Raw genomic sequence first — 15,005 nt, 5'->3', positions numbered from 1 at the left:
CTGATACCCCTGAAACAAAAAAGTAACAACCAAGACACAATAAGATATATGAAATTAATACCGTTGATTTTTGCTTTAACTTCCGGGCTTACAGTATTCGGACAAACGCACAAAACAAAAATTTTATTAATTGGAACTATTCATTTTGAAACCCCGCATACAGATGAATTTGAATTAAAAGTGGGCGATTTTCTTAGTGCTAAGCGACAAAGCGAATTAGAAGACTTCACTGACGTGTTGTCTCAAACAAAAGCTACTAAAGTGATGATTGAAAGACCGATTGGAAATCAACATGCCACCGACAGCTTGTATGATTTATATTTAAAAGGTCTTTATAAACTTACAGTTTCAGAAAGAGAACAAATTGGCTTTAGGTTAGCGAAAAAATTAGAATTGAACCAGGTAAACTGTATAGACAAGTTCTATGGAATGTCACACGATAGCTTAATGGCTGCGACCGCAAAAGAAAATAACCAACTTTTTTTGCTAAAAGATTTAAGCACCAAGGCAAATGCAATGCTAAATGATTATGATAATAAATTGAAAAACGGCACACTAACCGATGTCATAAAATACTTGAATAAACCTGAACAGTTAAAAAGAAATTTATCGCTGTATCTAAAATTCTTGGCAAAAATTGGAGCAGGTAAAAATTTTGTAGGAGCAGAATCAGTATCAGATTGGTATTTAAGAAACCTTGCTATTTATTCAAATATTATAAATCAGGTTGAGCCTTCGGAAAAATATGTTATTCTAATCTTTGGCCAGGGACACATTCCGATATTAAAGCATTTTTTAGAAAATAATGATGACTTTGATGTTGTGGAACTTAATAACGTATTGAAATAACAGCGGCTAACAACCATTGTGCTCGTTGCGCAACTAGCCGGCACTTCCTACAAAACAAAAGCCCGACCTCTATTCGAAGCCGGGCTTTCGTGACGCCAGGTATCGGAAACTCGAACCAGATTATTGATGAATTAACTACACTCAATAGTAATTGGAACCAATGAGTTAAAATAGTATGAAAAAAGTTCGAGGATTACGCCTGGGGATTAATGCAATTAAGTTCTAGCAACTATCAGAATAAGTCGCAGCTATTTCAGCTAATTTTAATTACCACTTTTCAAATACTCCATCGGAGATTTTCCAGTTATCCTCTTAAACTCTTTTGTAAAATGAGTCTGATCATAATAGCCATTATCAATAGCAATCATAAGCAGGTCCTCTCCTTTGCTTGTTACAAGATCTGAATATGCGTTTATAAATCTTTGGAGCCGGGCAAATTCTTTTGGGGAAATTCCTATGTAGTTTGAAAAACTACGTTCCAGCCATTTATAATTCACTTTCAGGGATGATAACATTGTCTGTATTGACACTTTTCCCTTTTCTCTCATTATATATGATATAGCCTCTTCGAATACAAAATTCCGAGGCCATGTATTCCTGTCAAGTTCAAGCATAAAATGCTCTATTTTTCTAATTTTATCTTCAATGCACTTTGTTGTTAAGACGATTTGACATAATGCTTTAAAGTCTTCTCCTAATTGATCCAGCTCCCATGCATATTGATAGCATAGCGCCTTCGCATTAAGGTTAAATATTCGATGAAAAGCTATTGGATTAAAACGTATTATCAGTACAGGCTCCTTACTACATGAAGCTTTAATTTTAACGTTTTCAAGCACCCTGCAGCTTAGCCACGCCGATTGAATGCGATATAACCCACCTTCACCAGTAACTTCAATAAAGTCATTCTCGCCAGTCAAAAATGCAATAGTTGGAATGCCATCATTAAAGGCCAGACATTCACCGGTAATTTTATCCGATGGTAATAATATAAATGATTCGATAAACGCCTTTACAGCATCTACCGGAACCCTGGTAAACGAGGATCCATTGCTATTTTGTATAATATAATTGAACAAAGCGATCGGCATTGTACGAATTTACTTAAATCAGCCTTAGATAAAATGTCTAAAATTTACTACGCGCCATGAAGGCATTTCCTGAATTTTACCGAAAAGATGTTATGATAATGCCAATCGTTCCATACGGGTCTCCTATATTAAGAAAGCAATGCAGCCCTGTAGACAAAAATTACGATGGACTTGACAAATTAATCGAAAATATGTGGCATACACTCGAAAATGCAAACGGCAGCGGATTAGCTACGCCTCAAATAAATCTTCCCATAAGGATATTTATTATTGACAGCGAAACAAGCTTCAATACCATGAATCCTGAAGAACGAAAAGTACACTTTGAGGGGGATAATGGAATACGGGAAGTATTTATAAATCCTGAGATAACTGAGTATTCAGAAGCGAAATGTGACGACCTGGAGGGATGTTTAAGCATACCCGGTGTCGCCGCAATTGTTTCCAGACCCTATGCTGTTAAAATAGAATATTATGATCGCAATTTCCAAAAACATACAAAAGCGTTTAATGGGTTAACTGCAAGGATAATTCAACATGAATTTGATCACATTGAAGGTCGGCTATATCTTGATTATCTGTCATCATTGAAAATGAAGTTGCTTACTAAGAAATTGGCGCAAATAAAGAAAGGTAGGTATGCGTGTGAATATCCTATGCGTAGAATTAAGTAGCTGCCAGTTGATATAAACTATTCCCCCAAAAAAAAGCTCCAAGTCTTTAAACTTGAAGCTTTTTATTTTCGTGACTCCAAGTATTGGAAACTCGAACCAGATTATACAGGAATTAACAGAAATTACGGATATAAGCTTACTTCGGTTCGAGGTTTTTTTGGGATATTAAGCAATTAAGTTCAAGTAATTGACTGTTAGATCACCCCGCCTAAAGCAGGTCATCTTCTACCTGCTCCAATATCATGCTCCACCAATTATTTTCGTCTTGGATGGCCGCTGCGTCATTTTGTTTAAAGAACTGCTTCATGGCTTTAAACTCCCTTTTTCGATCAAATTTTTCCTTTTTTTGAGCCAGTGGAATTATAGTTCTATTCTTTATTTCCTGCAGTCGTTTTAGCATCTCATCACGGGAGTAGGTAACAATGGGTGTTTCGACTTCTGATTTACGTTCCTGGTATTGTTTATAATACTGCAGAAAAGTCAAAAAAGCTTGTAGGTCAGTATTGATAAATACCCGTGGTGTTCCTTTGGCAGTATTGATGTTAAAAACAGCTCCGGAATCTTCTTCCAAAGCAATAATGCTGACGGGCTCCCATTCGTATCCGATTTGCCAGCAGCTCTTTCCATTAAACTGAAGTTCCTCCAAGCTGCCTGGGAAATGAATGCCTAATACGATTTCTTCTGATGTTGCAGGCAATCCATTTTTTTCAGCCAGTTTTTAGTCGCAGCTGGCAGTCCTAGTGAAGGCATAAACCAATTGAAAAGAAAAACGTTCCATTAAGATTTGAGTCCTTGGGCTAGGTAATCGTGGAATTATCAAAGCACACCAATAATGACTCAAACTGCTTACCTATTGATAAATAATGATTTATATAAAGTCGTTAAAAACAAAAACGCTTCAAGTCTTTGAACTTGAAGCGCTTAAAATCCTGTGATCCCGCTGGGACTCGAACCCAGGACCCATACATTAAAAGTGTATTGCTCTACCAACTGAGCTACGGAATCATTCCCGTTGAACGGGGGTGCAATATTACATTACATATTTATAAACTCCAAACAAAAAATAAAAAAGCTGCCCCTTACGAGGCAGCTTTTCCCTTATAACCCTTGTCAAACCTACATCTTCACGAATTTCTTCGTTACAGGTTTTCCATTATTGGTGAATTTAAGTACATAAACACCTGGTGTCAGGTTGCTTACGTCAAGTATACCATTGGTCGCCTTGATGATGATCGTCTGTGAGGTAGCGACATTGGTAATAGTGAACAGACCATCGCCTTTCACGTTACCTACTGTCAGCAGATTCACAACCGGGTTTGGATACATTCTGATAGAAGGTTTCTGTTCTACTACGGCTGATGTTCTTGCCGCTTGTGTCGTAGCAGCGAATTCAATCCAGTTCAGGTTGAAGTCTGCATGTGACGCATATACACGTAATGTCTGTTTACCTGCTGTCAGGGAGACTGTTTTAGTGATAGTAGTCCATGCCTGCCATCCGCCGGTAGCTGGTACGTCAACAGTAGTCAGGATATTAGCGCCTGCCTGCAGCTGCAGCTGACCACCACCTGGTGCGCTGGCTACGCGGAAGGATGCGTTATAGCTACCTGCTGCGGTAACGTTAACGAAATAATCCATCCAGTCGCCGGTATCTACCCAGCCGATGTTTTCACCACCGCCGGTATCTCCGCAACCTTCTGTCTGGATGCCGGACATGGCATCAAAGCTTTCTGCTTCGATATGTCCTGGTACTGTTTTTTCAACAGCGGCAGCGGTTACGTTGATGGCGACAGGAGTGGAGGTAGCTGTCATCTGTGTGTTGTCGGTTGCTTTTGCAGTGATGCTGTAAGCGCCGGTGGCAACGCCTGTCCAGAGGAACTGGTAAGGAGCAGTTGTATCTTCTCCGATTTTAGTAGCACCCTGGAAGAATTCCACTTTTCTGATAGATCCGTCTGAATCTGCAGCATTTGCTTTCAGGAGGATATCGGAATTGGTGACAAAGGTTTCGCCATTCACAGGAGCGGTGATGTTCACGGTTGGTGCGTTACCGATTGCCAGATCGAAAGTGAAGTAGTTAACGTTGAAGTCATTTGCTTCCAGTACAATACGGAACACATGTATGCCGGCAGGCAGTGACTGTGTGGTAGTAGTTGAAACGGTCTGCCATGCCTGGAAACCACCGGTTGTTGGTACTGTTACGGTGCCGGTGATGTTAACGCCATCCATTTCTACGTGGAGGGTCTTGGCAGTACCCGGATTAGCGATGCGGGCCGAGAAGGTATATTTACCGGTAACGGTTACGTTGGCCGTATATTCCAGCCATTCACCGTTGTTGACATAACCGATATTGAAACCACCTTCAGCGCAGTTTTCGAGGTCTACGCCTTCAGTGGTACGGTATTGATTACCCTGATTGGCAGCGCTTTCGTCATGGTAGGCAATGCCTTCGCCACCATAGTCGAAGTTTTCGATCTCGATTTTACCTGGGATAGTGGAAGGTACGGCCGGGTCAGGGTATGGATTCTGACGGGAAGCACCTGCTTTATAGGTAGCACGGAAAACGGTATCTTTTGCTGGTACACGGATGGACTGTAATGCATCGCCGCCATGTGCCCATGACACGAAATCGTAGGTCGTGTCGCCGAGCAACTGTGGGGTAACTGCCTGCAGTGTAGTCAGGGAGTTTACCACCATTGTTTTGGTGAACGGTGTTACCTCTTTTGAACCCAGTACCAGACTGATACCAGGAATATTGCTGGCAGCAGTAACCTGTACTTTGTTTGGATAAACGTCAACGGAGTCTACGCCGGTACGGCCGTTAGAATCTTTTACAGTCAGCATCAGTCTGAACCAGATATTCGGAGAAGACTCACCAAGGTTGTCAGCAGTGAAGCTGCCTGTTTTTACGCCTTTCGTCAGGGTCGGACCAGGATGCCAGTGCTCACTGGTAGGGGTGTCTTTATGATAGAAACGTGCCTCCCATGTGTAAGCGGAATCAGGTAAGGTACCGTCTTCAGCATCGGTAGCTGTTGCAGAATAGTTAACGATGGTACCTACGTTCCAGGTCAGGGTAGCTGCCGGTGTAAGGATCTTCGGAACTGGTCTTGCATTGAATGGCAATACGGTCAGCTTCGCAGAATTACTGTTGATGGTGCTGATCGGATTGGTCACTACACAACGGTACTGACCTGAGTCAGCCTGTGTGGTCTGTGCAATGCTGTAGGTAGCAGCAGTAGCGCCGGCAATGTTAACGCCGTTTTTCTGCCACTGGAAAGATAATGGCGTACCACCGGAAGCAGTAACGGAGAAAGACACCGCGTCTCCCGCTGTAACGGTTTTATTTTCAGGTTGATTGACGATAGATGGCGCCTGGTTGTTATTGTATTCAATTCTATACAGACTACCATCTCCCGCATAAGAGATGTAATAAATGTTACCATCTATACCAACGCTGGTACCCAGGATCCTGGTGAAGTTCTTCGCTGAGAACTCGGTAAACTGAGAAGAAGGCTTCAGACCATTGATGTCCACAAACCTGTACCAGTCACGACACCAGTCTGAGAAGAAGAACTTATTCAGATACTGTGGCGGATAGTTGGTAGCAGGAGGATTGAAGAACACACCTGATGTGATAGCACATCCGCCTTTATCTTCACTGTGGTCATAAAAATAAACCGGAGGGATCGTCGTAGTGGTATCCGGCTGATAACCTGTTTTGTGATTCTGGTCCCAGCCATAGTTATATCCTCTGGCAGGATCAGGATTGGTAACATCGTTAATTTCTTCATAGTCACCGCCTACATCCACCACAAAGATTCTTTGAGACACCGGGTCCAGAGACATCCTCCACGGATTTCTCATACCGCGTGCCCAGATACTTCTCTGCTGACGGGTGGCGTTAGGGGTGTCATAATAAGGATTGCCCGGAGCTGGTTGTCCGTCTTCTGTCAGACGAAGGATCTTACCACGGTAAGTCGTCAGCTTCGGAGATTCGATCGCTTCATTGCTCTCGCCGATCGCTACATACAGCAGGTTTCTGCGGAATAACAACGCGCCACCATTGTGCGCGCCGTTGATGATCTGATCAAATTCCATTACTCTTCTGACAGAGTCGACACCGTTAGCCTGGTTGATAAACAAGATGTCCAGGTAATGACGTGTCATTTCCCTATTGGTGTAGAAAATGTAACAACGACCATTACTGGTGAATTGAGGGTGAAGTGTGATACCCAGTAAACCTTGTTCTGCATCGGTTACTGTTTGAGCGGTATACACGGTAGATACGGTTCCATTCTGATAAACTTTCACCTTACCTCCACGTTCAGCCATGAATATTCTGCCATCAGCAGAATGTGCCATTGCAGTAGCTTCAACGATGGAATTGTCGGTTAGTTTTTTCAGCGTAAAGCCAGTAGGCACCTGGCTGTAGGCACGGTCTGTGCTCGCTGCGAGCAGGGCGATTCCAAAGCAGGCCGTAAAGAACCGCTTATGAAATGTTAGCAGCAGGTTTTTCTTCATTGTCTTAAATGGTTTTTTGTTGAATACTAGGTTTCCCAGGTTTTTAAAATTGTTCTTCTGTAGATGCTAAGTCCAAAAAAAGGGAGTGACGTTGATCAAAAAGCGGGATAAGGTTTTCAAAAAAATTTTAACGATGAAATTTACAAACATTATTGGATACTCCTAGTGATTACTCATATTATTTTTATGTTGTACTTATACAAGTACGCACTGGGGCTCAAATACTATAAAAAAAAATAGCCGGTTACGTATGTCTAACGGAGACAGGTAAACGTACCGGCTATTTAAGTGATTGATATTTATTGTTTAACAAACTTCAGCAATAATGTCTGCTGCGCGTTGTTCTTTAACTGAATGAAATAAACGCCTGCTGGTAAACGACTTACATCTACACCATAGGTAGACGATACCTTGCCTTCCTGCGACAATTGCTGTGTCGACCAGGTACGTCCGTTGAGATCTACCACCCTGATTTGCTTCACTGCCTCACTACTGAGTAACTGTACCCTGTCATTGACTACCGGATTTGGATACAACGTTGCTTTCCAGGCCGTAACTGCAGATTGTTGTGTTGCAGGTGCAGTACGGGCGAGTAAGGAACTTCCTGTCCGCAGACTACCATACGCTTCCAGCTCAAAAATGGAATAGCCATACACTGTCGTTCTCGCCGTACCATAGATCCGCAGATAACGACCGTGGCCTGTCAGACCGGTAAACTCATTCACCAATGTACTGTTGTTGGTTACCGTACGCAACGGACTCCAGTTGATCGTATCATTGGAAACCTGTATGATGTAGTCTTTGCCGGCTGCCGTTTCCCAGGTGATCTTCACGCGGTTGATATCATAATCAGCACCCAGGTCAACCCGGATCGATTGTGGATCGCCAAAGCCACTGGACCAGCGGGTATTGATATTACCATCCACTGCATACTTTCCTTCCATAGCAATATTCTCGTTGGAAGTCGTACGGGTAGGTTTGTTCAATGCCAGGTTGGTCTGCGTAACCGGAGGATCTGAAGTCACGTAATAGATGTTGTCTATATAGAAACTCGCCGCTGCCGCCGGTGCATCTCCGGAGAAAGTAAATGCCTGCGACATCGTCGTCAGGTTGACATTGGTCAGCGAACTCACAGGAATGGTCACCTCATGCCATTGTCCGTCCCTGAGTAATCCCAGTTTCTGTTCGCCGGCCGCATAGTTGATCATCTGCTCACCGTTCTGTGAAATAATACTGAAACGGAATTGACCCTGGTAAGATGTTTTGAAGTGGAACTTCAATGAGCCATTGGCAAAATGCGTCAGATCGCGTACATCATGTGCCACGCCTAAACCAAACCAGTTGCCGGCTGCTGCCGTAACAGCTATTACCTGTGACCCCTCATAAGGCGCCGCACCACTGATCGTGGCCAGGTTATTCCAGATATACAGGTTCGCGTCCAGTCCGTAGGTCATCTTCTCAGTGATAGAAGCATCTTCGCTGTAGATACCATATTTGCTGGAAAGGATCTTGTTGTCCTGCACCGTGATCGTCACCGGGGCAGAAGTCGTACTCAGCTTGCCATTATCTGTCGCTTTCGCCGTGATGGTATACGTACCCTGCGGCACATTCTCCCACGTATAGTTAAATGGTGGTTGCGTCAGTGTCGCCAGTAAGGTACTGCCGTTGAAGAATTCCACTTTGTAGATAATGCCGTTGTCAGTAACATTGGTATTGATCATCACCTTGGCCGGTTTGCGATAAGGCGTACTGGCAGTAGGGGAAGTAATATTGATCTGCGGTGCGGTATTACCCGGTGCCGCTACCAGTACGGTGACCGGCTGCGAAGTGGTCATTTTATTTTGATTGTCAGTCGCTTTGGCAATCAGCTTGTAGATACCCTGTGTGGAGGTATTCCAGGTGTAATTGAAAGGAGCGGTGGTTGTGGTGCCCAGATAATAGGCGCCATTATAGAAATCCACCTTGCTGATGCTGCCATTCGGGTCGCTGGCATTCGTCTGTATCGCAATAGCGGCAGGTGTGGTATACACCGCCTCATTGGCAATATTGGTAATGGCGACCTTCGGCGCCGGATTCGCAGATACACCGCCGGTGTAATAGATATTGTCAAAATAGAAATCAGCTGCCGCCGCCGGTGCATCACCGGAGAACATAAACAACTGTGTGACCTGCATCAGATCCAGCGCACCGAATTCACTCACCGGAATCGTGACTTCATGCCATTGTCCGTCTCTGACAAGACCATGCTCATTACTGCCGTTAAACGTGATCCAGCCTTCCGCGCCATCCGAAGCAATACCTACTTTGAAGGTAGCGGTGGAACTGGTCTTCATATGGAACTTCAGACTACCGCCCGAATAGTTACTCATATTTTTCATGTCATTCGCCACACCCAGACCATACCAGGCGCCGGCATTGGCATGAAAAGCCCATACATTGCTACCCTCAAACGGTGAAGGGGTAGGAGAGGTGATGTTGGTGATGTTGTTCCAGAGATACAGGTTAGCGCCCTGACCAAAAGCAACTCTGTCGCTGACAGTGGTATTGTCAGTGAAAATACCATAATTGCCCTCCGGTGCATTGTTGCTCGCCAGTATCAGTTCTTCTCCCTGCCGGGGATCCTGATAAAGCCTGATGTAATCAACCTCCATCCGTCCGGGTAAGGGCGCAGTAATCCCTGCTGCAGAATGAATACCAGGATAATTACCGCCGACAGCAAGGTTCAGCAGGATGTAAAACGGATTATGAAAGGCTTCAAAGCCGTTTCCGCCGTTGATCGCAATTTTGTAATACGGACTATTATCCAGGAAAATAGTCAGGAATTGCGGATCCCATTCCAGTTTGTAGAGGTGATAATCGTCGCCCAGGTCAACGCCTGTAGCAACGGTATCTTTTGCATAGGTGGCATGACCGGTATAGCCACCCGGATTTTCCGTCCACCAGTGAGTAGCTGCACTCACCGTGTTGTTTGGTCTGCCGGCTGCAATAGCGCCCGCAAAACCCATTTCGAGGATGTCTACTTCACCGTTGTGCGGCCAGGTGCCACCTGTGGCGCCCAGCAACCAGAAAGCAGGCCATAAACCGTTCCCGACCTTCGGTACTTTGATGCGTGCTTCCAGTGAGCCGTAGCGGAAAGTAACCCTGCCGGCTGTTTTGATACGACCGGAAGTAAAAGGCTTACCGCCCATATCTTCCCGCCGCGCTTCGATCACCAGGTGACCGTTTTCAATTCTGACATTTTCTGTGCGGTTGGTGTAGTATTCCAACTCCGCATTGCCCCAGCCACAATTGCCCTTGGCACAACCATCACCTGTCTCATAGGTCCAGGTTTGCGCATTAAGGGTTGGACTGGTAAAACTTTCTTCCCAGACGAGGGTTCGCTGGGCATACGTGGAAACTGGTAAGAGTGAAAGACAGAGCACAGTTGCAAGCCATGGACTCTTTTTCACCTTTTTGTTTGGGTAAACCGGGTTCTTCATTTGGTCAATTTTAAGGTAACGTGAACGTGGTATCTAAAATTTTTAGGTACAGGATAACACTTTTCATAACATGGAGGAGGGTAGATGTACAGGGCTTAAAAAGCCGCTATCTGCTATACAAATTTAAGCATTTTAAGGCAGAATAAGTAATCCTTTTGGGTGAAAACAGCAGTAGTTACAGGTTAGCCGCAATACCGCAGCAGTCGTGTAATAGCCGGAGTTACAGCAGCCTGGATATTGATATAAAACCAGTTGTATATAAATAAAAAACGCGCGATAGAAATCGCACGTTTACAGTTTCAGAATAGAGCTCAGTATACTCGTTTACCATATCTATTTCCTGGGATGTAACCCATTATCAAGCCTGTCGTAAAGGTCCTGCAGATGACTGCGTGTCATCTCGTCTGTCGTCAGCGGAATGCTTGCCTTGATATGCTCTGCCAGTGCTTTCGCATGGGCTTTGATCAGCGGCAGGGCATCGCCGTCTTTGCTCAGACTTGGCGACGGCATCAGCGGATTTGATGGTCCTGATATCATCATCATGAGCAGCCTTTCTACATATACACGCTGTAAACCACGACGATAAGTATCGATCGTTTTATGTGCAGCGAGTTCGGAGAAAATTCCCTGTTTCAGTTCGCGTAAAAACTGCATAGCAGTGTAAGCATTCGCACCCTCTATATTCTCCTGCAATGACAATCGATCCAGCACATCAGGACTCAGTAACTGGAACAGCACCTTTTTCTGTACGTTGGTCACCACCGCAAAACTTGTTTTTGTCAGTCCAGCCAGTTGTGTGTCATTCAGCCACATCGGCGTAGTGAACAACTGCTCCTGCAGGAACGTCATTGCACGTTGTTGTTTGCTCTTAGCCGGGAACTCATATACGGGTCCTGCCTGTTCTACGGTCTTCGGTGTCGTCAGGATGCCGCCAATATTCGCCGCTGCATGTCCCATATAAAGATCAAACTGTTTTACCAGTTCGTTGTACATCTCACCGGCTTTGCTGTAATCCTCGTTCGGCTGACGGGTCCAGTCCATGAGATGTTTTTCTATCCGCTTCAGATTGGCGATACCATAAGCACCCGCTTTCATCGCATCATCTCCCAGGTCTTCGCGCTGATTGCGTGGATCGTATTGTGTCGCTGCTTCCCAGGGCACTCTTTCAATACCAAAGAAGTACTGTTTGCCGGACGCTAATTTTTCAATCACCAGCTTGTTCAGCAAAGGTGTTTCTTCTTCCGGTGTTTTAATTGCCGGTAACACACGGTATGCCCATTCAATCGCCCATTTGTCATAAGCGCCGATGCGTGGGAAAATACCTTTCGGACCAATATTATCTTCCGGCTGCGCTACATAATTAAAACGTGCATAGTCCATGATGGAAGGGGTATGGCCATTTCCTTCTACCCAGCGTTTACTACGCAGACTGTCCACCGGAACAGTGGATGATGCCCCCCAGTTGTGACGCAGACCCAGCGTATGTCCCACTTCATGTGAAGACACAAAACGGATCAGTTCTCCCATTAAGGAATCCGGTAATTGCGGCGCCTGCGCCCTCTTATCGATCGCGCCCGCCTGGATGAAATACCATTTGTACAACATATCCATCACATTGTGATACCAGTTGATATGCGTTTCCAGTATTTCACCGGTGCGCGGATCCTTAATGCTCGGTCCCATCGCATTGGCCATAGAAGATGGTTTGTATACCAATACAGAATGACGCGCATCTTCTATGCTCCAGGTACTGTCATCTGCCGGTGCCTCTTTTGCGATGATGGCTTCTTTGAAGCCTGCTGCTTCAAACGCCGACTGCCAGTCGTTTACGCCGGCAATAAGATAAGGTACCCACTTCTTAGGTGTCAGTGGATCAATGTAAATAATGATCGGTTTCTCCGGTGTAACCAGTTCTCCGCGTTTGTATTTTTCAAGGTCTTCTTTACGTGGTTCCAACCTCCATTTCCAGATCAGACTTTCGCTTTTGATGCCCTGTGGGTTGTCGTCAAAATCGATATATTCATCTGCAAAGAATCCCACTCTCGGATCAAAAAATCTTGACTTCATCGGAATAGAAGGAAGCAGTACAATAGAGCTGTTCAACTCAAAACTGTAGGTCTTCACTTCATTCGTAACAGGCATTGGTCTGCCGGTATAGGTGCGTACGCTCTTGATCTCGATGTTCATCGGATAGGCATGCACATCCCCGATATAAGAACGGTCCGCCGCCATCATATTCAGTCCTCCCAGCGCTTTGATACCTGCGTCAAAGAAGAAGACAGAATTATCATTGTTCAGATAGTCCGTCACATCGATCACACTACTCTTGCTGCTGTCGTTCACCGCCTTTACAGCAAACGCGGCCTGGATGGGTTGCAGACTGTTATTCATCAGGGAGCGGTACAGGCCATTCGAAGAACTGTCCGCCGCTCTTTCTCTGTAAGAGATGGTCTGCAGGAAGATCTTATTGCCGGTGCTTTTCTCAAAGCGGATCACCTTTTCTCCGATCTGATCGCCTGCATACGTAGGCAGTATCATCGGACGGTATTCTGAAGAGCCTTTGGAAATTCTGCTGACAACCAGCAGATCCCTGCCCAGTAATGAATCGGGTATTTCAAAATAGTACTTGTCGGCCGACTTATGTACCTTGAATAAACCACTGCTCGTGATCGCATTCGCAGGAATGACATCCCTGTAAGGCTTCAGTGTTTCCTGTTTCGCCGGAAACGCCACTTTCGCCAGCGCCGCGGCTACACTGTCTTTGTTGGGCGTCGCAGTATCTTTTCCCTTCTTGTGCTTCTGCGCGTTTGCTGGCAATGCTGCCGTCAGGGCACACAATGCCCCAAGCAAAACATGGGTTGTTGCTGATTTCATTGTAATGAATACTAGTTTACTGTGATGATGGCATATTCCCTTTGTGGGAGGGTTATGATAAAGGCTGTTTGTGATTAATTATACCCCGGATTCTGTTTCAGATTCGTATTGATCTGTGTTTCGCTGTACGGAATAGGCAGTATCTTATAATTGCTGTTCCATACACCTCCTTTCAGCGGCGTCAGTACACTCATGATAGAATCTACCTTATCCGTACGGATCAGGTCAAACCAGCGGTGTCCCCATTCTGCGAACAATTCTGATCTGCGCTCTGCCGCTACCACTTTCAGCATATCCGGCTGATTCGCAGCCTGTGTGTCAGGTAGTCCTGCTCTTTTACGGATCACATTGATGTCGGAGGCTGCACTGTTTGCGCCGGTTACATTCCCCAGTTTCGCCCTGGCTTCCGCGCGTATCAGGTACTGCTCTGCAAGTCGTAATACCAGCAGTGCTTCCGGTGTAGTGCTCAGGTTCTTCTGATATTTGAAAGGGAAGTAGTAATCCGTATTATTGATGGTAAAGGTGTCAATCCAGTTGGTACGACGGGCGTCTCCCTGCTCAAAACTGTCAAAGAAAGAAAGGCGGATCGCCACAGGACTCTGCGCACTGGTGCCTGGCGCTACCCTGGTCAGCATAAAATACTGTCCGTCAAAAGTCGAATAGTTGGTGGCCAATACTGTTTGCAAATACCAGATCGCTTCCTTGCTCGTGCTCACAAACACCTTGTTCAGATCTGTTTCAAGGGAATAGGTACCATCGTTGATGACACTCGTTGCTGCCGCTTCCGCATTCGCCCATTGTTCCATATATAGGTATGCCCTGGCCAGCAAAGCGCTGGCTGCCGCTTTATTGGGTCTTGCTCTCTCTGTGGTGCCTGCTGTAGTGCCTTTGAAATAGTCATTGCCCATCAGTGATTCCGCATCTTTCAGATCGGCAACAATCTGCTCATACACCCTGGCTTTGGGTGTACGAGACAGCGTGTTGTTAATCCTGTAGTCGGTGGTCAATGCCAGCGGCACATCACCGTACGTGTTCACAGCGTAGAAATAGATAAAGGCACGAAAGAATTTAGCTTCCCCCAGTAATTGCGCACGTACGGCATCTGATATGCCTGTAGAAGCAGTAACGCCTTCTATCGTGGCATTACAGGTGTAGATGCGCTGGTAGAATTCATTCCAGAAATATGGATTGGAAATATTGTATGTATTGGTATAAAATTCTGTCAAAGTAGCATCCTGTGAAGCAGGTAAGTAATTTACCAGTTCGTCCGAAGCCAGTGATTCCCTGGCGGTAATACTTCTGTTGCCGGATACAAAGTTCTGCGCCCCACTCATCATGTTACTATACATACCCGTCATCACCGAGGTGGCCGACATGTCATTGACGAATGCCTGTGAACTGACGATCTGTGTGCTGGGTGGATCTACCTCCAGCGCTTTTTTACAGCTGGCTGTCATTAACAAACCCAGTGTAAGTCCTGTATATAGTAAACGGAGTGGTTGATATGATAATGTCATGTTGTT

8 protein-coding genes and 1 tRNA gene are annotated in these 15,005 nt (G+C 45.2%); 2 read left to right on the top strand and 7 right to left on the bottom strand.

The genetic code is table 11. The features are described from left to right. The first annotated feature begins 48 nt into the window (after positions 1-48). Positions 49-849, top strand: coding sequence for a DUF5694 domain-containing protein (locus tag CPIN_RS25400; RefSeq protein ID WP_012792721.1), 801 nt, complete (start codon positions 49-51; stop codon positions 847-849). A gap of 263 nt (positions 850-1,112) precedes the next feature. Here CPIN_RS25400 and CPIN_RS25395 read toward each other — a convergent pair whose 3' ends face one another. Beyond that, on the bottom strand, positions 1,113-1,940 hold the full coding sequence (locus CPIN_RS25395; protein ID WP_012792720.1) for a helix-turn-helix domain-containing protein: 828 nt from the start codon (positions 1,938-1,940) through the stop codon (positions 1,113-1,115). A 56-nt stretch (positions 1,941-1,996) separates the two neighbouring features. On the opposite strand from CPIN_RS25395, the gene def reads away from it, so the two are divergent. Then, the gene (gene def, locus CPIN_RS25390; protein WP_245552033.1) at positions 1,997-2,614 is read left to right on the top strand and encodes a peptide deformylase; all 618 of its coding nucleotides are present in this window, start codon (positions 1,997-1,999) and stop codon (positions 2,612-2,614) included. Positions 2,615-2,822: 208 nt separating this feature from the next. Here def and CPIN_RS25385 read toward each other — a convergent pair whose 3' ends face one another. From CPIN_RS25385 to CPIN_RS25360, 6 genes are all read right to left on the bottom strand, one after another. Beyond that, the gene (locus CPIN_RS25385; protein ID WP_012792718.1) at positions 2,823-3,311 is read right to left on the bottom strand and encodes an SUKH-4 family immunity protein; all 489 of its coding nucleotides are present in this window, start codon (positions 3,309-3,311) and stop codon (positions 2,823-2,825) included. 235 nt (positions 3,312-3,546) lie between these two features. Continuing rightward, a tRNA-Lys gene (locus tag CPIN_RS25380) sits at positions 3,547-3,619 on the bottom strand. Positions 3,620-3,730: 111 nt separating this feature from the next. Further along, the gene (locus CPIN_RS37015; protein ID WP_012792717.1) at positions 3,731-7,129 is read right to left on the bottom strand and encodes a carbohydrate-binding protein; all 3,399 of its coding nucleotides are present in this window, start codon (positions 7,127-7,129) and stop codon (positions 3,731-3,733) included. 299 nt (positions 7,130-7,428) lie between these two features. Further along, the gene (locus tag CPIN_RS37445) at positions 7,429-10,608 is read right to left on the bottom strand and encodes an Ig-like domain-containing protein (RefSeq protein WP_012792716.1); all 3,180 of its coding nucleotides are present in this window, start codon (positions 10,606-10,608) and stop codon (positions 7,429-7,431) included. 333 nt (positions 10,609-10,941) lie between these two features. Continuing rightward, entirely contained in the window at positions 10,942-13,482 is a 2,541-nt protein-coding gene (locus CPIN_RS25365) for a zinc-dependent metalloprotease (protein ID WP_012792715.1), read from the bottom strand. A gap of 74 nt (positions 13,483-13,556) precedes the next feature. After that, positions 13,557-14,999 (bottom strand): RagB/SusD family nutrient uptake outer membrane protein, encoded by a 1,443-nt coding sequence (locus CPIN_RS25360; protein WP_012792714.1) that lies wholly within the window; start codon positions 14,997-14,999, stop codon positions 13,557-13,559. Positions 15,000-15,005: the final 6 nt, after the last annotated feature.

Source organism: Chitinophaga pinensis DSM 2588 (assembly GCF_000024005.1).
Lineage (GTDB): Bacteria > Bacteroidota > Bacteroidia > Chitinophagales > Chitinophagaceae > Chitinophaga > Chitinophaga pinensis.
This window is presented reverse-complemented; position numbering and strand designations above follow the sequence as displayed.

Bases quoted from the DNA above. Each gene is read 5' to 3' on its own strand.
- CPIN_RS25395 (WP_012792720.1), bottom strand. From the start codon at position 1,940: ATGCCGATCGCTTTGTTCAATTATATTATACAAAATAGCAATGGATCC.
- CPIN_RS37445 (WP_012792716.1), bottom strand. From the start codon at position 10,608: ATGAAGAACCCGGTTTACCCAAACAAAAAGGTGAAAAAGAGTCCATGG.
- CPIN_RS25365 (WP_012792715.1), bottom strand. From the start codon at position 13,482: ATGAAATCAGCAACAACCCATGTTTTGCTTGGGGCATTGTGTGCCCTG.
- CPIN_RS37015 (WP_012792717.1), bottom strand. From the start codon at position 7,129: ATGAAGAAAAACCTGCTGCTAACATTTCATAAGCGGTTCTTTACGGCC.
- def (WP_245552033.1), top strand. From the start codon at position 1,997: ATGAAGGCATTTCCTGAATTTTACCGAAAAGATGTTATGATAATGCCA.
- CPIN_RS25360 (WP_012792714.1), bottom strand. From the start codon at position 14,999: ATGACATTATCATATCAACCACTCCGTTTACTATATACAGGACTTACA.
- CPIN_RS25400 (WP_012792721.1), top strand. From the start codon at position 49: ATGAAATTAATACCGTTGATTTTTGCTTTAACTTCCGGGCTTACAGTA.